The sequence below is a fragment of the Maledivibacter halophilus genome (assembly GCF_900167445.1).
GTDB lineage: Bacteria > Bacillota > Clostridia > Peptostreptococcales > Caminicellaceae > Maledivibacter > Maledivibacter halophilus.
The window spans coordinates 317,869-341,000 of record NZ_FUZT01000004.1 but is presented as its reverse complement, the minus strand read 5'-3'; the positions used below and the strand labels follow the sequence as shown (position 1 = coordinate 341,000).

The following is a 23,132-nucleotide window of genomic DNA, read 5'->3' as shown; positions in this document are numbered from 1 at the left end:
ATCACCACCTTGCTTTAAAATAATTATTTATTGAGTTTAGGATCCAATGCATCCCTTACGCCGTCTCCAAAAAGATTAAATCCAATTACTGTAATTAATATTGCAAGACCTGAGAAGGTTGCAATATGAGGTGCAGTCAATAAGTAATCCTTTCCCGATTTTAATATGTTTCCCCAGGAAGAAATTGGAGGCTGAATCCCAAGGCCTAAGAAGCTTAAGCCTGCTTCCGATATAATAGTTCCGGCAATATTCAGTGTTGCATATACAATTATTGGTGATGCTATATTAGGAATAATATGATCCTTAATAATCTTAAAATTAGACGCTCCTAAGGCCTTAACAGCTTGACAATAGTCCTCTTCCTTTGCTATTAAAACCTGTCCTCTTACAATTCTAGCATAATAGGGTATGTTAGCTATTCCTATGGCAAAAATTACATTTTGCAGTCCGCTTCCTAAAACAGTCATCATAATTATTGCCAAGAGAATAAAAGGAAAGGCAAACATACCGTCCATAAATCTCATTATGATTGTATCTACTTTTCCACCTTTGTATCCCGATATTAAGCCTATTACAATACCAATTAATGCACCAAGTGCTGTTGCACACACACCCACAATTATGGAAATTCGTGATCCATATATCACACGACTGAGCATGTCTCTGCCAAATTCATCGGTACCAAGGATATGACCTTCTGTTCCAGGCTTTAAACATGGTTTTACAAGATTAATTTTATTTGGATCATGGGGAGCAAGTAAAGGTGCAAAAATAGCAGTGAAAATAACCACAAGAATTATTATTAATCCAGCCACAGCTGTTTTGTTTCTAAATAATTTCTTAATAAAGCTATTTGCCTTTGCCTCTCTTTTTATTATCTCTAAATCTTTTTTCTGCTGATCGACAAAATTCTTATCACTTTCTTTAGTCATCATTTTTATTCACCGCCCTTCATTCCCTGAAGTGAAGCTTTTACCTTAGGATTTAAAAATCCGTATCCTATATCTACTATTAAATTGACAATTATATATATGAAAGCCATATATATAACGCTTCCTTGAACTAATGTATAGTCTCTGTTTTGAATTGAATCAACTATAAGCTTCCCTAATCCAGGCCAGCTAAAAATAGTTTCTGTAAGAACTGCACCAGATAACGCAGCTGAAAATCTCATGCCTACGATAGTTGTTATAGGAGGTAGGGCGTTTTTAAATGCGTGCTTCCAAATTACTACTCTTTCCCTTAATCCTTTTGCCCTTGCAGTTTTTACATAATCCTGCTTCACAATATCTAGCATACTTGAACGGGTAAATCTGGCAAAAACTGCTGTTGGACCTGTAGCTAGACATAGAGAAGGAAGTATTAAATGTTTAACTGAATCAACAAAACCTCCATAGCCCATACCAACAGATGGGAGCCATCCTAAATTTACGCTAAACAATAACACAAGCATCATACCTAGCCAAAATATTGGCATGGAAATACCTATTAGTGCAATAACCATAGATATATAATCAAAGGCAGAATACTGCTTGGTAGCAGAAATAACTCCAACTGGAATTCCTACTAGCAATCCAATTATTATACTTATTACTGCCAATATTAAGGTATTGGGAAAGTGTTCTCCAATAAGCTTTGTCACCGATTCATTATAATAATAGGACTTACCTAAATCACCTTTAAGAATATCCTGAAGATAATGTCCAAATTGTTTAAGTATACTATCATTTAGTCCTAATTCCTCACGAAGTTCATTAACAGCTTCAACACTTGCCTGGGGGCCTAGCATAACTGCAGCAGGGTCTCCCGGTATTATACGAGTAATTGCAAATACTATGAACACAACTACAAACAAGGTAGGAATAAGCTGTAAAATTCTCTTTAATGCAAATCTAAACAATTTTATTTCACCTCTATTCTTATGAGTTGAGGAAATTGCAGTTATGCAATTATCTCATTTGAAAATTATTCAAAAACCCTATATGAGATAATATAGGGTTTTTGAATTTTATATTAATTAAAAGGGGATAATCAATAACAAATATTATTTTTGCATCCAAACATTTACTTCTGGATTAACTATAAAAATGCTTCCATCGGCTCCACGTTCAAAGCCGTGAACCTTGTCACTATATGCATCTATAATTTTTCCATTAGCAAAGTTTAATCTTCCATAATTTTCTGTAATGATTTTTAAAGCTTTTTTATAAAGTTCAGCCCTAGCCTGTTGATCTGCTGTTTCTGATACGGCCTTGTCAAGCAGCTGATCTACTTCAGGATTATTATAGCCTTGTCCATTTCCTAAAGATCCAATTTGATCACTGTGGAACATTTGATATAAGAAGAAATCAGGATCAGGATACCATGTCCATGACATACTATAAAGTGGTGCTTCGCCTTTAGAAACTGTTTCACTGAATGTTCCCCATTCAAGCAAGTTAATATTTACATCAATATTTAAATTTTCTTTTAGATAGCTTTGAATAATTACCCCTGCTTTATCACTACCTGATACATAAAAATCGATTTCAAATCCATCTTCATATCCTGCTTCCTTCATTAATTCCTTTGCTTTTTCAGGGTCATATTTAGGAATCAATGCTTCTAAGGATTCATCATATCCCCATGATCCAGGAGGCAATGATAAATATGCTCTTTGAGCTTCACCATATGGATAAAGTCCCTTAACCATTGCATCAACATCTATAGCTGAAAGAATTGCCATTCTAACTCTTTCATCCTTAGTAGGACCATTATCTAAATCCATTGACATATAAATTACCTTAAGTGCAGGTTTTTCATTTAATACTAAATTGTCGATTTTTTTAATTGCTGCAATACTTTCACCCTGTAGGTCTGTGGCAACATCAATTTCCCCAGTTCTTAGAGCATTTGTCATCATATTTACATCATTTATAAACTTAAATGTAACTCCATCAAGATTAGGCTCTTCTCCCCAGTAATTATCTGATTTCTCAAGTATTACACAGTCTCCCTTTCTCCATTCCTTAAAGGCAAATGGTCCAGTTCCAACTAAATTTCTACCAAAATCGTCTCCCCAACCTTCTACTTCTTCCTTAGGAACTATTACATTTCCTGAATCAGTTAATACTGTTAAAAATGCTGCATTGGGTTCATTTAAATGTGCTACTATTTCTGTATCAGAAATAACTTCCACATGGTCAAGCATTCTAAGTCTTTTCATTACAGATTCCTTTGCTGATCTTTCAAGACTGTATTTCACATCCTCTGCAGTCATTTTTCTTCCATCCTGGTATTTACCCTTTTGAAAATATACATCATCTCTAAGCTTAAAACTGTATTGCATTAAATCATCTGATATTTTCCACTCAGTTGCCAATCCTGGTATGATTTCATTTAAATCTTTATTATAATAAACTAGATTGTCACAAACACTATGAATAACATTTCCTTCATAAATACCTGTATATTTTACAGGATCCAATGTTTTAGGAACTGCTGCTAAAGCAACTGTAAGCATACCTCCATCTTGAGGCGTATTAGAATCACTTTCAACATTTGCATCTTCATTTTGACTACTATTAGCTGGATTCTCCTCTTGACTTTCAGTTTTATTACTACATCCTGTTAAAGCAAAAGAAAAAATTACAGCAACAACTAATACTACTGATACTATTTTGTTTCTCATTATTTGTCTCCTCCTTTAAATATATTTTTAAATTCCCCTTTTAATATAGATGTGTGATTTTGAAAATCAACTTGCTCCAGTAGCTACTGAGAATCCTTTTGGCTCATGTAATGAACCTGCAAGGAAACCTCAGAGTCTACTTCCGTTTCTTTAGTTTCTCAGCCACATATCTATATAGGGATTTAAGTAAAGACTTTAATTTGAAATTTGGTACTATTTCAATATAAAAAGGTTAAAAATTATGCTGAAACTATTTTCCCTTTGTTTGAAATCTCTTATTATCACCATAAAGCCTTAATAATGTTTCAAATTCATTTTTATCATAAAAACTACATTTACCTTCTCCAAAATCCTTTGCCACCTCAATTGCAAATCTTCCTGCTGCTTCAACATCTGCAAAATGAGTTGCTCCAGTAGCACATCCAGCAACCGATGCTTCTGTAGTTATTGCAACTCCAACAACCGGTGCTGTAGTAGACGTTGCCGGTTGAAGTATGCTATTTAAATGATATAAATCATTTCCATAGGGAGTAATATCCTGTTGAGAAAGGGGAAATACCTTTGGAAGCTTTCCAGTTACCCTTTTCATAATATTTGTTAAATCATGACTAACCTTTAAAATATACCCCTCTTTAACTGTTGGAGATATTGAAAAACCATTATAATTCATAATTTCATTTCCCTTGGTTGTATCTATGGCTAGAACAACATCCATCTCTTCTGTAACTTCAAGCTTATTCATAGTCTCCATATCAACTGGCGAATCCATAAAATAAACAGGAAAATGCTCTTGAGTTGGTGCATCTGGACAAATATGAGTTGTTACGATTATATCTCCCTCAAGTACATCACCATTTTTATTCATTTGAGCAAGTTTTAGTCCTGCAGATAAAGCTGTTAAAGCTCCATCTCCATCTGATACAAATCCAGTTTTTTCAGGTCTAGCCCCAAGCCCCCCTAATCTTCCTACTATACCAAGGGTTGGAACACTACCTTTATTACTTTTACCATTTTCTCCCTTAATTAATATTTTAACAAAATCAGTGCTACCTTTATCGCCTTTTACAGTATTTACTGTTACTTCACAATTTCCTTTACCCTTAAAATATTTTGATACTTCTTCACCATTAGCATTTGGTTTATCTAGAAGCTCAAATATTTCAATTACTTGTTTCAAAATCATTTTTTTCCTCCTAGCATAGTTAATTTTTAGTCATTTAAATTTATTTCTATCTCTTCCACATCCAATATAAGAACTTTATAAAAACCCATACAATTCGATCTTAATATTTGGATTTTAGTGGAAATATCAATAACTGCTTTTATAGATTTATCCCTTTAGCTTAAAGATAAAATTAAATCTATATAACCTCTGGATATATTAAAAAAAGATAAATTATTTTAAATATATCTTAATTGAATGTATTATAAATTTTCTAAAAATTTATAATACATCTCTCTTGTTCCTAATATTTAAAATTTTTAAAGATAAACAAATTAAGTTTTTAGATTGTTTATCTTTAGCTAAAAAGATTTTTATTAATTGAGGAAATTGCATAACTCTAATTTGGCAAAATTGCATATGCGAATATTATTCTTAATTTAATTATTTACAATAAAATATATTTTGATAGTATAGCTTCGAAGATTTTAAAACAATATATAGTAGTTAGTTTTTTTAAGAAGGTAATTATGCAATTTGCTCAATTATTAAGCAGTTGTTTTATAAAGATTATTGATGCATTTTGATATATATTGTCGAATCTATTATAAATATTATTCTTTTCCTAAAGTGGTTTTTCCTTTGTATAATTGAATATAAAAACACATAAAGCAATGTGCATAATGCACATTGCTTTATGTGTTTTTCCTTTATAGTCTTTAAAATCAAAGTAATGAAGACCTATTTAAAGTTTTAAATAGGTCTTCATTACAGTTTTAAATCTATTCTATCTTTATATAGGATTTAATTAAAATCTCAATTTTCATTATGTAAATCCTACATCAAGAATTGTATAATCATGACTTTATAAAATTAAATATTCACACACTCTTCAATATAATTATTTTATCCTAATATGGACTAGTTTGATAAGTAACTCCCTCTGCTGCTTTTCCTAAATCAAATTTAATCACTTCCCCAGTGCTTCTATCAACCACTACATTTACTTTCTTATTAGTATCATTTTCATCTTCATAGAAAAATGCAGCGGAATCATGGTCAAAACCACTAGTAAGACCATTCATATGACCTTGGAATTCTTCCTGTTTTACTAGTTTTAAATCTTTAATTCCATTAAGCTTATTGTTTTCTAAAAACTTTTCAGCTGCATTTTTAGCTTCTTCAATACTAATAAAGCTTTCAGCATCAACTGATCCAGAACCATCTTTAATTTCATAACCGGCACTTAATATTTCTTTAGTTTTATCATCAAATTTTACAGACCAGTACCCATCTTCTGATTCCCAGTTAAGATATATATGTCCATATTTGATTCCTTCCTTCATTTTTTCAAATCTTTTTATACTTTCCTCATTATTATTAATATTATTTTCTAAAACTTTTTTAGCTTCTTCAATACCTTGATTCTCTTTTATAGAGTAAAATCTCATAAGATTAAGATTTTTTATTAATTTATCCTCATCTTTCTCATTTTTATCAAATTTTTCTGAAGGCTTTTCTATATTATTAAGATCAATCTCCTTCAGGCCTTCTAGCATTTTTTTCTTGACATCAATTAGCCTATTAAAGGCTTCCATTTTATCCTCTTTAGTCTCTGTACTTGTATTAAACTTAAGCTTATCAAAATCTGGTGTTTCCTTAAAATACTTTTGCAAAGCTTTAACAGCTTCATCCTTTAGATCTACATTTGTTACTTCCTGACTTTTTTCAGCGTAAACCACATTTGGTCTAATGCTCTTTGCTATAATGCTTTTTCCTGCAAGATCGTAGATTCCATATCCTGACCCCATTAAAACACCTACTGCCAACATTCCTACCATAATTTTTTTTGCTTTCATTTACATTACCTCCATTAAATTATTATTTTGTTTCCTGCTGTGATTTTATTATACTTTTAAAATATCATGAATATTTCTGGAAGTTGTAAAATAGTTGTAAACTCTATTGAAATATGATTTTCACTTTTGTACCTTCATTTTCCCTGCTTTCTATTTTAAGTCTTGCTCCGTGGATTTCTACAATCCTTTTACATATAGCTAGTCCTAATCCAGCCCCGTTGTTTGCCCTTGTCCTTGATTTATCTACAACATAAAAGGGCTCTAATATCCTATCGATATTTTCCTTTGAAATTCCTATTCCATTATCGGCCACTTCAATAATTCTTTTATCGCCATTTTCATAATAAGACAATTGAATTTTTGAATTTTTTTCACAGGCTTTAATGCTGTTATCAATTAGATTTGTAAGAAGTATTTTCATTAAATCCTTCTCCAATGTCACTTCATCATTCTGCCCACTAATAATTAATTCGATATTTTTATCTTTTAATTTAGGCTTTAATCCTTTTTTAACTTCTTCAAAAAGATTTATGATTTTTTCTGACTTAAGTTCAAAATCATCGGCCCTTAGAAGAATTAAATCCATCATTTTAAAGGACAATTTTTCAAGCCGCTTCCCTTCTGAATAAATAAAATCTACTGAATCCCACAATATTTTGTCCTTTACTTTCCTAGTACGTAATAAGTCGGCATATCCTATTATAGAGGTCAAGGGTGTCTTTAATTCATGGGTCAAATTTTCTATAAACATCTTTTTTGCAGCATTATTTTTTTCAAGTTCATTGATTTTTTCTTCTATCTCTTGAGCCATTTTATTAAAATTACTGGATAATGTCCCTAGCTCATCCTTGCTGGTAATCTTTACCCTATCACAATAATCCCCATCGGAAATTTTTTGTGTAGTTCTAATCAATCTATTAACGGGTTTTGTTAACATATTACTAACAAAATAAATGAGAACAGCAAAAATCATGCAAATATAAAATTCAAATATAAAGAAAAAGCGATACTGATCTTTTCTTTCCTGATAAATATAGGATACATCCTTAATATAGGATATTTTATAGTCTTCTCCTAAATCCATTATGCCTGTTACAAACAAATAATTTTTATCATCTATTGTTCTTATAATGTATTTCCTTTCGTTTCTTGATAGAGCTTTTAATTCTTCCCGATACTTTGGAGGATTAAAATCCAGATTAGAAAAAATCTCTTCGTTCTTCATATCCAATATTTCTATATATTCTCCTCCTGTTCTAAATGTATTTACATATTCCTTTATAAGATCCTGTATAGATTTGCTTGAACTACTATGATCTATGCTTCTAATCCTATTGAACATATGAATACTTATATCAATTTCAGACACTATATTTTTATGCTCATCTAAGCTTTCTTTTACCTCTCTGTTAATTGATTTGTTATATATTCTTTCTATAATTGCAACTCCTGCCAGATTAAAGGATATGATAAAGCATATAAAAAAAATAATATAGATTTTTTTCCAAAGTTTCATTTTTTTTAATCCTCCAATCTATATCCTACTTTATATACTGTTTTGATATTTTTTGTAAGATCTAGCTTCTTTCTCAGCTTCTGGATATGATTGTCAATGGTTCTTGTTTCTCCAAAATATTCATATCCCCAAACCCTTTCTAAAATTTGATCTCTAGAAAAAACCATATTCTTATTTTTAAATAATAAAACCAATAGTTCAAATTCCTTTATAGTCAATTCAATTATCTGTTTATCCTTTTTAACTATTCTTTCTTCTAAATTAATAGTCAAATCCTTAAATTTTAAGATATTATTATCCTTAGAATAACGCCTTAAAACGACTTCTATCCTTGCAAGAAGCTCAAGAGATTCAAAGGGTTTTATTATATAATCTTCAGCTCCTAATTTCAGTCCCTTTACTTTATTTAAGACAGTATTTTTAGCGGTAAGAAATATTACTGGTATTTCAAGATGCTTAATTTTTTCTATAAGCTCAAAGCCATCTATATTTGGAATCATTACATCCAAGAGAATCAAATCAAAGGATTCCTTTTGGAGTATGTTATATGCATCTAATCCATCATATGTTTTTTGGGTTTCATATCCTGCTACATTTAAATTTATTTCTATCAAGTTAGCTATAGGAAATTCATCTTCTACAATTAATATTTTCTTATTCAAAATAACATCTCCCCTTTTTATAAAACACAAGTCTAAATTATATAAAATTGACAAAGGCTTATTTTTCAGAATAAATCTTTGTCAAATCCTTTGGTACATATTTTTATTTTTTCTTTCCTAATTGTTTCCATAACTGCACAAATGAAATTATCAAAAGAATAAACAATACTGGATAAATCATAACTAAATCTACTCTAATAATAGGGTCTGATTTGGGAAGTTTTTCTGCCCATATATATACTGCTCTTTCCCATATAGCATAAGCAATAAATGCTATAATAGTAGCTATTTGTATCTTGGTTATTCTATTTTTCATATTCTTCTCTTCCTTTCGCTATCTACATATCTCTTTATAATTCTATTTCCTATGGATGACCATAGTAAATATCGATGCTTCTAGGATTTTTTAAGGAAATATTATAATCCCTGATATAGAAACTAGTGCAACGAGTTGATTTATTAAAATATGATTCTTATTGCCGTTCCTTTATTCAGCTCACTTTCTATTTCTATTTCAGCCTTGTGTACCTTTACAATTTCAACACAAATAGAAAGACCTATTCCAGCACCATTACTTGCTCTCGCCCTAGATTTATCAACCATATAGAAGGGCTCAAAAACCTTATTTAAATCTTCCTTAGAAATTCCTATTCCCTCATCCTTTATTTCAAGAACAACTTTTGAATCATCATTTTTATATAAATTCAAATAAATTTTTGAATCATCATAGGAAGCCTTTATAGCATTATCTATTAGATTAATCACTAGGTTTTTTATTAAATCCTTTTCTACTAAGACTACATATTCTTCTGCTGAAATAATCAAATCTATGTTTTTACTTTCCAGTTTAGATTTTAATATTTCTTTTGTTTCTAAAAGTATATTTTTAATATTTTCCTTTTTCATGATGAAATTTTCTTTTTTAAAAAGTATTAAGTCCATCATTTTATCAGAAAGCTTTTTAAGTCTTTTACCTTCATTTATTATATAATTAACAGACAATAAAAATGTCTCTTCATCATATTTAGTTGACTTTAAAAACTCTGCATATCCAATTATAGAAGTCAGTGGTGTTTTTAATTCATGGGTCAAATTATCTATAAATCTTTGCTTTTGCTTGACACTTTTTTCCAGTTCAAATATTTTATCTTCTATTGTATCTGCCATTTCATTAAAATTTTGTGATAAAATTCCTATTTCATCATTTGTACTTATATCTACTCTCTGAGAAAAATTTCCTTCCTTTATTCTTTTAGTAGAATCTACTAGCTTATTAATTGGTTTTGTTATATGTTTACTTAGAGCATACATCCCAAGAGCCAATATAATGCAGATTATAATTTCCAATCTAATAAAGAAAGCAAGCTGTTTATTCTTTTCTTCATAAATATAAGTTATATCCCTTATATATGTAAATTTGAAATATTCTTTATCTGCCTTCAATAAATTGGTTATAAACATATAGGTTTTATCTCCTACATCCCTTATAATATATCTTCTTTTGTTTAAAAGAGGATTTACAAGCTCTACCCTTCTTCCCTCTATTTCAATATCCAAATCACTAAAAATTTCTCTATTATCACTATCTAAAATTTCTATATAGGTTTTTTTATCATTAAATTTATCAATGTAATCTTCAAGTACAAGATATATAATTTTTCTATAAAACAAATCGTCCAATTTACCTGTTATTGAATTTATTGAAGCTATACTGCTGGTTACTCCGGAGTAAATACTCAAATGTTCACTTAGACCTCTATCTACTTCTCTATTGAGACTCAAGTCATGACTTTTTTGTATTAAAAAATATGCTCCTATATTAAATATAATTAAAAATATAATTACTGAATATATAAGAATCCTCTGCCAAAATTTCATTTAGTCCTCCAATCTATAACCAACTTTATACACAGTTTTTATTTCATCAGATAAATCCAATTTTTTTCTAAGCTTTTGAATATGCATATCAACGGTTCTTGTTTCTCCAAAATAATCATATCCCCATACTTTCTCCAATATTTTATCCCTAGACAAAGCTATCCCTTTATTTTGAATTAATAATTTTAAAAGCTCAAATTCCTTTACCGTCAAATCTACTATTTCACCACTTTTCTTTATAATTCTTTCCTCTGAAAAAATTTCCAAATCTTTAAATTTTAAAGTACTGGCTTTCTTTCCATATCTTTTTAAGATAACCTCTATCCTTGCCAAAAGCTCTATGGCTTCAAAGGGCTTTACTATATAATCATCTGCTCCCATTTTCAATCCCTTTACCCTGTCTGAAAGGGAATCCTTAGCCGTTAGGAAAATTACAGGTGTATCTACGTTATTTATTTTCTCCATTATGCTAAAACCATCTAACCCTGGAAGCATTACATCTAGAATTATTAAGTCAAATTCTTTTTCTTCTATTAATTTTAGCGCCTTTTCTCCATCGTAAACTTGTTTTACTTCATAGCCTACCACTTTCAAATTAAGCTTTATTAAATCTGATATACCTAAATCATCTTCTACTATTAATATTTTTTCCAATTTAAAAACACTCCTTTTGTATCCTCAATAAGATACTAATATACCTATTATACATTAATCTTATAGATACATATTAATTTAGAATTATCCTATTTTTCCCTTCTAATCTTAAGGAAATTCATGTATTTAAATATTATTCACTACAAAAAGGCATTGCAATCCTGCAATACCTTTTATTTTATGGAATCCCATTACCCCAGTGCATTGGGATTTGGTTTATTTGTTCTTTCGTGATCTTTACTTTTCAATTGTTCATCGGTTTCAAGAACTTTGCCCATACTCCATATCTCTTTTGTACGCTTATTTACAGTAACCTTTATAACCTTTGTCTTCCCTGTTTTCTCATCCTTACCATATATGTAATCCACATGGAATAAAACTATTTGGGGATCTGCGTTCCAATATCTTAAAAATTTAATATCATCTATATTTTCTACGTACCCATGTTTTTTAATAAATTCTAAAGCTATTTTCTTACCTTCTTCTGTATCAAACTCTGGAAAAGTATTGGATTTATGTTCTTTTATAATATCATTTATATAGGTTATTGCTTTTATTTCATTAGTTTCCTTATCTATTGTTACACTATAGTTTATTGACTTTGTCTCTTTTATATCCCAATTCGTTTCATTATCCCAAAAAAATTTCCAACTGTCATCCTCCAAGCTTATTTCTTCATTTAAATTTGAAACATCTACTTTTTTTCCTGCAAATTTCTCCAGGGCATTAATAGCAATTGCCTTTTCCTTCCTTTTAACTTCTATTTCCTCTACTTCCTTTCCATATATATCCTCATCTTTAGCTCTATTTCTTATTCCTATTTTCTCTATATTACCCTTTCCTGCTCCTATAGCATAATAGGTTATAGCTTTATTATATCCTTTTTGGAGTTCCTTAATTTCTTTAAGTAATTTTTCCTTTTCTTCTTTTGAAATCTCTTTACCTCTCATATCAAACAATTTTTTATTAGCATCATCCAAATTTTTTTCATCAAAAGTCGACCAGGAAACCTGCCAGTAACCCTCATCTGATATCTCTATGTATTCAAATAAATCTTCTATGTCTACCTTTTTGTTAAAATATTCTTCAAATTTCTCGAGAACTATTTCCCTCAATTCTTGTTTACTTAAATTTTCCGCTGACTGTGTTTTTTGAATTGAACCTTCTTCTGTTATTAATTTATCTTTTTTAATCGACGCTTCACTTTGACAGCCTACTGTCACTAACATGCTTCCTACTAAAAATAAAGACATCGCTTTTTTCATCTTCATAAAAGCCATAGTTTGCTCCTCCTATGTATTCAACTTGTTCATTTATCTGAGCAAATTGCTTAATTACTTTCTTAAAACGCTAACTACTACATATTGCTTTAAATTTTTCAAAGCAATATTATATATATTATGCAATTTCATCACTTAAATTTATTATACAGATAAAATATATAAAAACTATATTTTTTTTGTAAAAAAGTTGTAAAATTATTTTTAAAATCATCTAAATTAAAGTTTTAATAAATTCCCCTATTTATATTCAATTACCCTTTACCCAATTTCTTTCCAAGGAGATTTTTCCACATTTTCTTTCTCTACTTTATATTCTTCCCTAGGTACATTCCCTTTATCTAAATACTTTTCAAGCTCTACTAATATATAATCTAATGATTTCTCATAATATTTAGAAAGAAGGGTATCTTTTTTAAGAAAATATTTCTCGGTATTTACTTTTCCATTTGTTAGTTTATGATTATTCTCTTTTTGATCCTCACAAGCTATGATATTTAAACTTATTAAAATAATTAATATAATTATAAATGCTCTTTTCATTTAACTTCCCCCTCTAGAAAAAAGCCTTTTTTAAAAGGCATTGCATCTTTGCAATACCTTTTATTGTATAGAATCCTATTACCCCAATGCATTTGGATTTGGTTTGTTTGTTCTTTCATGATCCTTACTTTTCAGTTCTTCATCACTTTCAAGAACTTTACCCATACTCCATATCTCTTTTGTACGCTTATTTACAGTAACTTTTATAACCTTTGTCTTACCAGTTTCTTCATCTTGACCGTAGATATAATCCACATGGAATAAAACTATTTGAGGATCTGCATTCCAATATCTTAAAAATTCAACATCATCTATCTTTTCCACGTATTCATGTTCTTTAATAAAATCTAAAGCTATTTTTTTACCTTCTTCTGTATCAAACTCTGGAAAAGTATTCGTTTTATGTTCTTTTGCAATATCATCTACATATGTTACTGATTTTATTTCCTTAGTTTCCTTATCTATTGTTACACCATAATTTATCGACTTTGTCTCCTTTGCATCCCAATCCGGTTCATTATCCCAGAAAAATTCCCAACTGTCATCCTTCATACTTATTTCTTCATTTAAATCTGAAACATCTACTTTTTGTCCTGCGAAATCCTCTAGAGCTTTAAGGGCGATTTCCTTTTCTTCCTTTTTAACTTCTATTTCCTTTACTTCCTTTCCATATATATCCTCATCTTTGGCTCTGTTTTTTATTCCTATTTTCATTATATTGCCATTTCCATTTCCTCTGGCATAATAGGTAATGGCTTTATTATAGCCTGTTCTTAGCTCCTTGATTTCCTCAAGTAGCTTTTCCTTCTCTTCCTTTGTAATTTCCTTATAATTACCCTTCATATCAAACAATTTTTTATTGGCCTCATCCAATTTTTTTTCATTGAAGGTTGACCATGAAACCTGCCAATAACCCTTATCTGATATTTCTATGTATTCAAATAAGCTTTCTGTATCTACCTCTACATCAAAGTGTTCTTTAAATTCCTTAAGAACCATTTCCTTTAATTTTTCTTTACTTAATTTTTCTACCACCTGGGTATTTTGAATTGCATTTTTATTTAATGCTAATTCATCTTTCTTCATTGCTGCTTCACTTTGACAGCCTATTGTTACTAACATCCCTCCCACTAATAATAGTGTTACTCCTTTTTTGATTTTTGTTAGATTCATAATTTCAGCCTCCTATATTTTAAATCTGTTTTTCTGGACTTATTATACAAATAAAATATATAGGAGTTATATTTTATTTGTAAAGAAATTGTAAAATAAAATTTAGATTTGTTTCATTATGTAAACTCTATATAGATATTCCAGTAAAACAGTTAATTTATACATATCAAAAATCCTTAGAAACATTGGATATTGTGATACGTATAAATTAAGTTTTACTATTGGAAATCTATATAATTGAGGAAATTGCATAACTCCAATTTGCTCAATTAAAAATAAAACTCCTCTATGGTTATAATTTGAAATACCAAATAAACCATAAGGAGTTTACTATACAAATTTACTAATAAATATATTTATAACTCTTCATTTAAAATATATTCTTCTAAAGTAATATCTTTTTCAAATATATCCTCTGCTGCTTCTTTCCCTACATATCTTATATGCCAAGGTTCATAACTATATCCTGTAATATGCTCCTTACCCTTTGGATATCTTATTATAAAGCCATATTTGTGACAGTTTTCCTTTATCCATTTACCTTCTTTTGTGCTTCCAAAGCTTTCAACTAATAAATTCCTACTGCCTGGACTGGATATATCCATGGCAAGACCAGTTTGATGCTCACTTTCTCCTGGATAGGCAACAAGTCTATTTGCTTCTTCTATACCTGCTTTTCTCACTTTATTATTGTAGATAGCCTCCTGCCTTTGATATGATCTGTACCCTGATATAGCATAGAGCTTAATCCCTTCTTCATTAGCTCCTTTAAACAAATTTTCCAAGGCAGTAGCTGATTCCTTTCTCATCTGCTTTTTAGAATGATATTCCTTAAAAGGAAATTGTACATTAGGAACTATTAAATCCTCCGGAGTATAATCCGACGATAAGGAATGATTTTTATTTACTAAAATAAGCTTGTGGCTATTTTCTATTGTTTCTTTTAAAGAGTCATCCTTTGCTTCGGTGAAATAGTTTTTATCTATTGCAAAGGTAATACTGAAAAACATCGTAATAAAAATAAATGCCAAAAATATTCTTCTTCTCTTTCTTTGTCTCATCCTTCTCTGTATTTTCTTTCTTATCAATATTGTTCTTCTTTTTCCTTCGTTCATAGTACTTACCCCCTATTCACCAACATTATAATACTAAATTTTATTAGAATTATATAATTGTTGTAAATAAGTTGTAAAATTATATATAAATTTGTCACTGGGCTATTCTTTTTTTAATATCTTCATATGTTTTACAACTATTTTACAACTTATTGATTATTTCAATACAACTATTCGTTATACTTTGATTGTGCATAATCAAGATGTACATAAAATTATTTTTAGGAGGAATGAATTATGAACTTTAAAAAAATCACAAGTCTAGCATTGCTAGGAACAATCTCAGTAGGAATGTTAAGTTCCAGTATTCCTGCATTTGCACAGTCTACACAATCTAATATGGAGGCTACTATCCTTAATGAGGCTGAGGAAATCAAGGCATTTGTACATCCTGCAATTCAAGGTAATACCATTAATGAAACCAATGAACAGCAGGCAACTAAAGAAGTGGTGGATACATTTGAAAAATATTTTGGAAAAGATATGCAGCCAAATGCAATAGAAAATCTTAGTCTTGTAAAAGGGTCTAAGGAACATGGGTCATACTTTTATAGCAAAATAGTAGATCAATCTAAACCAAAGGATGAAAATGATATAAATAAAGCTCTTGTTAAAATAAACCCTGAAACAAAAGAAATTGAAAATATTAGCATTTATTATACAATTGATTTTGAAAAATCTAAAAATCAAGAGGTAGAAACAGAGAAGGGTAAAAAACTGGCAGAAGATTTCATAAAAGAACATAACTTAGTTGAAAACACAGATGAAATAGAATATTTAGGAGAATTTAGAATGGGACCCCTTAGTGCTTCCATGATATATAAATATGGAGAAAATAAGGCTATACGTATTGTAATAGCTTCTACTGCCAAGCCTAAGGTTTCTGGATTCTACTATATTGATGGAGAACAGGCTAATGAATATGTAAATTATAGAGATTACATAGAAACTGGAGAAATTGGATAAGACTTAGTAGTATTAATAAAAAACTCCTTTTTAATTTATACTAAATTAAAAAGGAGTTTTTTATTTTAATTTTTTTTGTAATAGATAATTAAACTTCACTTTTATAATAATCAGCCTCTTGTTTACCTTCATAATATACTTTCCTTGTCCTCAAATTCTTTTTATCTTTGTAATTACCCTAATGCAACATCTAAAATCATCATTACAGAAAATCCAATCATAGATCCAATAGTCGCAATCTCTGTTCTTATATGTTCTTCACCCTGCTGAGCTTCTGGAATTAATTCCTCAACAACAACATAAATCATGGCTCCAGCAGCAAAGGATAGAGCATAAGGTAGTATAGGACGCATAGACACAATAGCTAATGCTCCAATTACACCTGAAATAGGTTCAACCACCCCAGAAGCCTGACCATAGAGAAATGCTTTCTTTCGAGAAAATCCTTCCCTTCTAAGGGGTATTGAAACTGCTGCCCCTTCCGGAAAGTTTTGCAGACCTATTCCAATCGCTAAAGCAACTGCTCCTGCCAATGAAGCCGAAGGCAATCCATAGGCAACAGCACCAAAGGCAACACCTACTGCAAGTCCTTCAGGAATATTGTGCAAGGTAATAGCTAATACTAAAAGCACACTTCTTTGCCAACTTGTTTTTATACCTTCTGCTTGAGAAGTATCTTTCCCTATATGTAAATGAGGTAAAAATTTATCTACAGCAAATAGGAAAGCTCCTCCAGCCAAAAATCCAACTGCAGCCGTCAGCCAGGGAATTTGACCTAATTCCTCTGCCATTTCAATACTAGGCGCTAATAAGGACCAAAAACTTGCTGCTATCATAACACCTGCTGCAAAACCAAGCATACCATTTAATAAATTTTTTTTAATTGTTTTAAAGAAAAATACTAAAGATGCTCCAAGGGCTGTAACTCCCCAAGTAAATAATGTACCAATTAAAGCTTGTTTAACTGGAGAAAATCCAGATAACCATTCAAACATATTTTTTCCTCCATTATTTTTTTTTAGCTATTCTTATAAATACCCAAAATTTTTCATTATAAATAAACAAATTTCAAATTTAATTTGTTTTTTCCTTCAAGTTTATATAAAAAAACGGGTTTATTGCATGAACAAAAAGGAAAAGTCGTAGCTTTTTTATACTACGACTTTTAGAAACAACATTTATAACCTCTTACAAATTAATTTTCTTTTCCAACAAATATCCCGATAGTAAAGTTAGTAATCCACACAGAACAATAGCTGTAACCATTGCAGGTGCAAATATATTGAGCATATCACTAACTTGAGGCACTTTTGTTATAGGTTCATAATTAGAATAATCTAATACATTGTAAGGAATTGTATGGATTTTTCCAGTTATATAATTAAGCAGAAGAAAAATTCCAAAGCTAATTAATCCTTTAAATTTAACATTAGATAAAATACTTTTTCTTATTGTAATAGCTGAATAAATGGTTAGTAAAAATTCAATGAACATAAGTAACACCGCTGTTAAAAATATAAATATATTAATAATAACCTCATTAAAAGGAATATCTATATTATGAAAATTCATATTAAAAACTTCACCTATTCCATGGACTATAGTACTATTTAATGTTATAACTAAAATAAAAAATATTAGCATAGCAAAGCCTTCTAATAATGCCGTTATTACCTTAGAGCCAATGATTGTATATCCACTATTTGGTGTCATAAAAACCATATAGCCGGTTTTTCTATTTATATCCTGGCTATACATCTGAACAACATCTACTGCATAAAGTATAAACAATCCAATTGATAGTATTACTGCAAAGATAGGAATTCCCATTTCCTCAAACTTAAGGCTGGTAAATATACCCGCTAGAATAGTTGTAATAATAACAATCATAAACATCTTATATTTTTTAACAAACTCATACTTTATTAAATTTAACATAGTTAATATACCTCCTTATATAAAGCTTCAATAGATTTTCCATTTTCTTCACGCATACTTTCAGCATCTCCCTTGAGCTCTATTATCCCATTTTTTAGAAATACAACTTCGTCTAAATAGGTTTCAAGTTCACTTACTAAATGGCTGGATATAATAATTACCTTATTTTCATTAAAGGCTTCAGATATTAAGTTCATTACTTTTTCCCTTGAAATAGGATCAAGACCATTTAATGGTTCATCAAACATATATATTGATGCATCCCTTGCAATAGCCAATGCTACCTTTAATCTGCCCTTTAATCCTGTAGAAAGCTCTGAAACTTTATTTTCTTTACTAATTTCAAGTTTTTCTATTAAATTAATGAATTTTGCTCTGTTAAAATCTTTATACATATCGCTAAAATATTTACCCAATGTTTTTGCCTTCATCCAAGGATACAAAAAGTCTTCTGTTGGCATAAAGGCAACATCTTTTTTTGTTTTATAGGATATGGGATTACCATTAACAAATACCTGACCTGATGTTTGTTTGTGGAGACCAGCTATGACCTTCATAAGAGTTGTTTTTCCACTTCCATTAGGACCTAGTAATCCATATATTTTTCCTTGTTCAAAGGAAATAGATACTTTATCTAATGCAACTTTATTAAAATACTTTTTAGTAAGCTCTTCCACTTTTAAAATATTTTCCATTATTTTTCCTCCTGATCATAATTCTTATATTTTTCTTTTTTGGTTATAATAATCTCTATCATCTCGTCGTATGAAAAACCTAATTTTTTCATACCTTCAATAAAATCTTCAATTATTTGGCTGGCCATTTCATCCTTGATTGTTTTAACTATATCTTCTGATTCTGTAATAAATGTCCCTAAACCTCTTTTCTTAAAGCATAGTCCCAATGCTTCCATTTCTTTATATACTCTTGATGCAGTATTAGGGTTCACATTAATTTCTTTAGCTAAATCTCTAGTAGATGGAAGCTTATCGCCAGGATTTAGCTTACCAGTAATAATATCCAATTTGATTTTTCTGATAACCTGTAAATAAATAGGGATGCTATTGTCAAAATCCATTAACTCCACCTCATTAGTTGTTTAATAGTGAACTAGTTATATAGTACACTATTGTTTTCAATTTGTAAAGACTTTTCTAATATTTTTTTAATTTAACTCGTTGTGCTGGTTTCCATATTAAAATCTCTTAAATTATATTTGATGTTAAATATTTAATTTACTAACACAATAGGTTAATTTAATACAGAAAAATAGCCAGTACTCTTTGGTTTATATAAGTATAAAATTACTATAAACCAATTAAGTTACTGACTAATTATAAATTCACTCTTTGTGCTAGTTGTTATGTCGGGAGTATTAATATTTCCTAGGTTATATTTTAATTTTAGAACAAAGAATTTAATAAGGAGGCTTACATTGTTCTTTCAAAGCTATTCTTATTTATTTAAATTCTTTTTGATATCAGTTTCACCATATATTGTATAACTGGGCTTTGATACCTTCTTTGCTTTATACATCGCTTCATCTGCTTTCTTTATAAGTTCTTCTAAATCTTCACTATCTAGTGGAAAAAAACTGCATCCAATACTTGCACCTACAACCACATTTATATTTCCACTTAGTTTTACTGGTTCAATAATTATTTTAATTATCTTTTCTATGATTACTGATATATTTCCTTTTTCTTTGATATCTTTAATTAGAATTATAAACTCATCTCCGCCTATTCGACATACTATATCGGTTTTCCTTAATACTTTTTTCAGCCTTTCACTAATCTCAATCAATAAAATATCTCCTGCATCATGCCCATAAGTATCATTAACAGATTTAAACTTGTCTAGGTCAACAAATAAAATGCCTAGTAAATCTTTGTTTCTTTTTGCATTCAATAATTCATTTTCTCCCAATTCCATAAACAATCTTCTATTCGGGAGATGGGTTAAGGGGTCATAATATGCTATTTGTTTTATGGCTTCTTCTGCTTTTTTTCTTTCTTCGATTTCTTTTTCTAACATTTCATTTGCTCTTTTTAAAGAATATGTTCTTTCATTTACTAATTCTTCAAGTTCCTTATTTCTTTTTCTAATTCTTATGGTCTTATATTTATATATCCAGATTCCAATTATTAAAAGGGTAAGCACAATCAAAATATTAAACCACTCTGTCTGCCAGAAAGCAGGAATAATATTTACCTTAATGGCTGCTTCCTTTTCACTCCATTTACCGTCACTATTGGTACCTCTAACACTGAATATATATGTCCCAGGCAATAAATTACTGTAGCTTACATATCTCCTATTTTCAGAATAGATCCAATCTTCATCAAGCCCTTCTAGTTTATAGGAGTATGTGTTTTTTTCCGGAGCAGAAAAGTCCAATGAAGAAAATTCAAAGGATATAAAATCGTCTTCATAGGATAATTCAATATAATCCGGTTCACTATCAGATAGGGGTTTTTCTGGTGTTATTTCCTCATTATATACTTTAACACTAGTTATGGCCACATATGGATTATAGTCACTTGTTTTTATATCTTCCGGATAAAATGAATTAAAGCCATTGACACCACCAAAGTACATTTCTCCATCCTTCGCCTTGTAATAAGCTCCATTATTAAACTCATTATTTTGCAATCCATCATTTATATTAAAATTTGTAAAGGTTTCATCTTTAGTATTGAACTTCGAAATTCCATTATTTGTACTCATCCATAAATTGCCTTTAGAATCCGATAATATTCCATATATAGTATTGTTGGGCAATCCTTCCTTTTCAGTATACAATTCAAAATCCTGAGTTTCTTCATCTAATATATTCAATCCCCCTCCAGTTCCTATCAAAATCTTTTTATCCTTCCACTCTAAAATAGATAAAACATTATTATTGACCAAACTGTTTTTATCTTCATTGTCATTCTGATAATTCTTAAAGCCTTCTATTTCTTTATCATATAAGCTTACTCCTCCTAAAACAGTACCTATCCATATTCTTTCCCTATTGTCCTCGTATATAGACATAATTCTATTGCTTAATAGACTATGTGGATTTTTAGGATCATGTTTAAAGGTCATAATCTTTCCTGTATCCGGATCAAGCTTATTTAATCCATTACGAGTTCCAACCCATATATTTCCATTGGAGTCAGCTAAAACCCTCCAAACCATATTGTTTGCAATACTATTTGGATTTTTGGGATCGTGGAAATAGTTGGTAAAATTCTCTGTTTTCATGTTAAATTTTGATAGTCCTCCATGGGTAGCTATCCATAGGTTTCCATTGCCGTCCGGTGATAAGCTTCTAACTGTATTATTAGGCAAGCTATTGGGATTGTTGGCTTCATAGGAATAATTAGTAAATTCCCCTGTTTTTTTATCTAATTTATCCAATCCCCCTTCTGTTCCTATATATAGGATATCATCATCTGTTTTATAAAAAGCTCTAATAGTATTGTCTTTAAGACTATTATCATTCCACCATTCTTTTCGATAGAGGGCAAATCGAGTTTTTTTACTGTCATATTTATTAACTCCTCCTACAAATGTTCCCACCCATATATTCCCATTGTCATCTTCATAAAAGGATCTTATATAGTTATCATTTAATGAATTTTTGATACCTTCCTTTGATTTATAATTATAAAATTCCTCATTTTCTCTATCGAATAGACTTAATCCTCCATCTTCCCGCATACCTATCCATAATCTTCCTAAACTGTCTTCAAACAGGGTATGTAATTTATTAGAACCAATACTATTTTTATCACTTTTACTATACTTATATACTGTAAATTCTTCAGTTTCCTTATTAAATTTATTTAGTCCTCCACCGTTTGTAGCTATCCATATTATATTCTTTTTATCAATTAACAGTCCATATACAGAATCACTACTTAAGCCATTAGTATTATTCTCATCATATCTATAGCGAGTAAAGGTTTTTGTTTTTTTGTCAAAGGCATTGAGTCCCCCATATACTGTTCCAATCCAAAGAATACCATCCTCATCCTCTACAATAGTTCTTACTTGGTCATTACTTAAACTGTTTGGGTCATTAGGATCATGTCTATAATGGGTAAATTCTCCTGTTTCTCTATTGAGTTTATTAAGACCGCCACCATTAGTTCCTATCCAAAACTCTCCATCTCTATCCTCATATATCGCTCTCACCTCATTATAACTAATGGTTTTATCATTATTCGGATCATGCTTATAGTGAAGAAAAGTCTCCGTCTTTCTATCAAAACGACTTAAACCTCCGGAATATGTTCCGATCCATAAATAATCATCTTTGTCCTCATATAATACATTGATTACATTGTCTGATATTCTGGTTGTATTATCATCCTTCTCTTCCTTCCTGTAAATCTTAAAGGAATAACCATCATATCTGTTTAACCCATCCTGGGTGGCAAACCACAAATATCCATGTCTATCTTGTAAAATTGAATTAACTGTATTTTGTGATAACCCCTCTGCTACAGTAAGATTTTCAAATATTAATTTGTCATATATATTTGAAGCAAATGAAATCTTGGGTGTTATAATATAAAATATTAGAACAACAGTAATAATAAGATTAAATTTTTTATGCATTTTTTTCACCCTTTCTCCAAATCTAAAATTGCATAGTCGTATTTTTATATTATTAATATTATAATATTAATGTCAAGTTTATTTGCTCTTGCTATAGCTATG

The 23,132-nt window shown here is 29.9% G+C and carries 20 protein-coding genes; 1 reads left to right on the top strand and 19 read right to left on the bottom strand.

Annotated features, from left to right (window positions below; translation table 11 throughout):
• Positions 1-23 precede the first annotated feature (23 nt).
• The 14 genes from B5X81_RS09760 to B5X81_RS09695 form a co-directional block, all read right to left on the bottom strand.
• Positions 24-935 carry an ABC transporter permease gene (locus tag B5X81_RS09760; RefSeq protein ID WP_244282047.1) on the bottom strand — a complete coding sequence of 304 codons (912 nt, stop codon included), beginning with the start codon at positions 933-935 and terminating at the stop codon, positions 24-26.
• 2 nt (positions 936-937) lie between these two features.
• Positions 938-1,900, bottom strand: coding sequence for a nickel ABC transporter permease (gene nikB, locus B5X81_RS09755; protein ID WP_079491323.1), 963 nt, complete (start codon positions 1,898-1,900; stop codon positions 938-940).
• Between the two features lie 144 nt (positions 1,901-2,044).
• On the bottom strand, positions 2,045-3,670 hold the full coding sequence (locus tag B5X81_RS09750) for an ABC transporter substrate-binding protein (protein ID WP_079491322.1): 1,626 nt from the start codon (positions 3,668-3,670) through the stop codon (positions 2,045-2,047).
• 250 nt (positions 3,671-3,920) lie between these two features.
• The gene (locus tag B5X81_RS09745; protein WP_079491320.1) at positions 3,921-4,853 is read right to left on the bottom strand and encodes a DUF1177 domain-containing protein; all 933 of its coding nucleotides are present in this window, start codon (positions 4,851-4,853) and stop codon (positions 3,921-3,923) included.
• An 890-nt stretch (positions 4,854-5,743) separates the two neighbouring features.
• Positions 5,744-6,691 carry a hypothetical protein gene (locus B5X81_RS09740; RefSeq protein ID WP_079491319.1) on the bottom strand — a complete coding sequence of 316 codons (948 nt, stop codon included), beginning with the start codon at positions 6,689-6,691 and terminating at the stop codon, positions 5,744-5,746.
• Between the two features lie 103 nt (positions 6,692-6,794).
• Positions 6,795-8,207: a sensor histidine kinase gene (locus B5X81_RS09735; protein WP_079491317.1), complete on the bottom strand. Its 1,413-nt coding sequence runs from the start codon at positions 8,205-8,207 to the stop codon at positions 6,795-6,797.
• A 5-nt stretch (positions 8,208-8,212) separates the two neighbouring features.
• On the bottom strand, positions 8,213-8,869 hold the full coding sequence (locus tag B5X81_RS09730; protein WP_079491316.1) for a response regulator transcription factor: 657 nt from the start codon (positions 8,867-8,869) through the stop codon (positions 8,213-8,215).
• 103 nt (positions 8,870-8,972) lie between these two features.
• Positions 8,973-9,185, bottom strand: coding sequence for a hypothetical protein (locus B5X81_RS09725; protein WP_079491314.1), 213 nt, complete (start codon positions 9,183-9,185; stop codon positions 8,973-8,975).
• Positions 9,186-9,328: 143 nt separating this feature from the next.
• On the bottom strand, positions 9,329-10,747 hold the full coding sequence (locus B5X81_RS09720) for a sensor histidine kinase (RefSeq protein ID WP_079491313.1): 1,419 nt from the start codon (positions 10,745-10,747) through the stop codon (positions 9,329-9,331).
• A complete protein-coding gene (locus B5X81_RS09715; RefSeq protein WP_079491311.1) occupies positions 10,748-11,401 on the bottom strand; it encodes a response regulator transcription factor in 654 nt (217 codons plus the stop codon).
• Positions 11,402-11,592: 191 nt separating this feature from the next.
• Complete coding sequence (locus tag B5X81_RS09710; RefSeq protein WP_079491310.1) at positions 11,593-12,681, bottom strand: hypothetical protein; 1,089 nt, start codon at positions 12,679-12,681, stop codon at positions 11,593-11,595.
• 261 nt (positions 12,682-12,942) lie between these two features.
• Positions 12,943-13,224: a hypothetical protein gene (locus B5X81_RS09705; RefSeq protein WP_079491308.1), complete on the bottom strand. Its 282-nt coding sequence runs from the start codon at positions 13,222-13,224 to the stop codon at positions 12,943-12,945.
• Between the two features lie 78 nt (positions 13,225-13,302).
• The gene (locus tag B5X81_RS09700; RefSeq protein ID WP_079491307.1) at positions 13,303-14,397 is read right to left on the bottom strand and encodes a hypothetical protein; all 1,095 of its coding nucleotides are present in this window, start codon (positions 14,395-14,397) and stop codon (positions 13,303-13,305) included.
• A 356-nt stretch (positions 14,398-14,753) separates the two neighbouring features.
• Positions 14,754-15,512 (bottom strand): M15 family metallopeptidase, encoded by a 759-nt coding sequence (locus B5X81_RS09695; RefSeq protein WP_079491305.1) that lies wholly within the window; start codon positions 15,510-15,512, stop codon positions 14,754-14,756.
• Positions 15,513-15,749: 237 nt separating this feature from the next.
• Between B5X81_RS09695 and B5X81_RS09690 the strand changes: the two genes are divergently transcribed.
• On the top strand, positions 15,750-16,478 hold the full coding sequence (locus B5X81_RS09690) for a hypothetical protein (protein ID WP_079491304.1): 729 nt from the start codon (positions 15,750-15,752) through the stop codon (positions 16,476-16,478).
• A 173-nt stretch (positions 16,479-16,651) separates the two neighbouring features.
• Here the strand turns inward: B5X81_RS09690 and B5X81_RS09685 are convergent, their stop codons facing one another.
• The 5 genes from B5X81_RS09685 to B5X81_RS09665 form a co-directional block, all read right to left on the bottom strand.
• Complete coding sequence (locus B5X81_RS09685) at positions 16,652-17,473, bottom strand: ZIP family metal transporter (protein WP_079491302.1); 822 nt, start codon at positions 17,471-17,473, stop codon at positions 16,652-16,654.
• A gap of 193 nt (positions 17,474-17,666) precedes the next feature.
• Positions 17,667-18,416, bottom strand: a complete 750-nt coding sequence (locus B5X81_RS09680) for a hypothetical protein (RefSeq protein ID WP_079491301.1) — start codon at positions 18,414-18,416, stop codon at positions 17,667-17,669.
• 2 nt (positions 18,417-18,418) lie between these two features.
• Complete coding sequence (locus tag B5X81_RS09675; protein WP_079491299.1) at positions 18,419-19,111, bottom strand: ABC transporter ATP-binding protein; 693 nt, start codon at positions 19,109-19,111, stop codon at positions 18,419-18,421.
• Complete coding sequence (locus B5X81_RS09670) at positions 19,111-19,494, bottom strand: GntR family transcriptional regulator (RefSeq protein ID WP_079491297.1); 384 nt, start codon at positions 19,492-19,494, stop codon at positions 19,111-19,113. Before B5X81_RS09670 ends, B5X81_RS09675 begins: the two co-directional genes overlap by 1 nt.
• Before the next feature lie 377 nt (positions 19,495-19,871).
• Positions 19,872-23,030: a ligand-binding sensor domain-containing protein gene (locus tag B5X81_RS09665; protein ID WP_079491295.1), complete on the bottom strand. Its 3,159-nt coding sequence runs from the start codon at positions 23,028-23,030 to the stop codon at positions 19,872-19,874.
• Positions 23,031-23,132 lie beyond the last annotated feature (102 nt).

Coding starts and splice junctions, on each gene's coding strand:
- B5X81_RS09665 (WP_079491295.1), bottom strand. CDS start 23,030: ATGCATAAAAAATTTAATCTTATTATTACTGTTGTTCTAATATTTTAT.
- B5X81_RS09705 (WP_079491308.1), bottom strand. CDS start 13,224: ATGAAAAGAGCATTTATAATTATATTAATTATTTTAATAAGTTTAAAT.
- B5X81_RS09725 (WP_079491314.1), bottom strand. CDS start 9,185: ATGAAAAATAGAATAACCAAGATACAAATAGCTACTATTATAGCATTT.
- B5X81_RS09750 (WP_079491322.1), bottom strand. CDS start 3,670: ATGAGAAACAAAATAGTATCAGTAGTATTAGTTGTTGCTGTAATTTTT.
- B5X81_RS09695 (WP_079491305.1), bottom strand. CDS start 15,512: ATGAACGAAGGAAAAAGAAGAACAATATTGATAAGAAAGAAAATACAG.
- B5X81_RS09690 (WP_079491304.1), top strand. CDS start 15,750: ATGAACTTTAAAAAAATCACAAGTCTAGCATTGCTAGGAACAATCTCA.
- B5X81_RS09740 (WP_079491319.1), bottom strand. CDS start 6,691: ATGAAAGCAAAAAAAATTATGGTAGGAATGTTGGCAGTAGGTGTTTTA.
- B5X81_RS09710 (WP_079491310.1), bottom strand. CDS start 12,681: ATGGCTTTTATGAAGATGAAAAAAGCGATGTCTTTATTTTTAGTAGGA.
- B5X81_RS09700 (WP_079491307.1), bottom strand. CDS start 14,397: ATGAATCTAACAAAAATCAAAAAAGGAGTAACACTATTATTAGTGGGA.
- B5X81_RS09760 (WP_244282047.1), bottom strand. CDS start 935: ATGATGACTAAAGAAAGTGATAAGAATTTTGTCGATCAGCAGAAAAAA.
- B5X81_RS09720 (WP_079491313.1), bottom strand. CDS start 10,747: ATGAAATTTTGGCAGAGGATTCTTATATATTCAGTAATTATATTTTTA.
- B5X81_RS09735 (WP_079491317.1), bottom strand. CDS start 8,207: ATGAAACTTTGGAAAAAAATCTATATTATTTTTTTTATATGCTTTATC.
- B5X81_RS09675 (WP_079491299.1), bottom strand. CDS start 19,111: ATGGAAAATATTTTAAAAGTGGAAGAGCTTACTAAAAAGTATTTTAAT.
- B5X81_RS09670 (WP_079491297.1), bottom strand. CDS start 19,494: ATGGATTTTGACAATAGCATCCCTATTTATTTACAGGTTATCAGAAAA.
- B5X81_RS09745 (WP_079491320.1), bottom strand. CDS start 4,853: ATGATTTTGAAACAAGTAATTGAAATATTTGAGCTTCTAGATAAACCA.
- B5X81_RS09685 (WP_079491302.1), bottom strand. CDS start 17,473: ATGTTTGAATGGTTATCTGGATTTTCTCCAGTTAAACAAGCTTTAATT.
- B5X81_RS09680 (WP_079491301.1), bottom strand. CDS start 18,416: ATGTTAAATTTAATAAAGTATGAGTTTGTTAAAAAATATAAGATGTTT.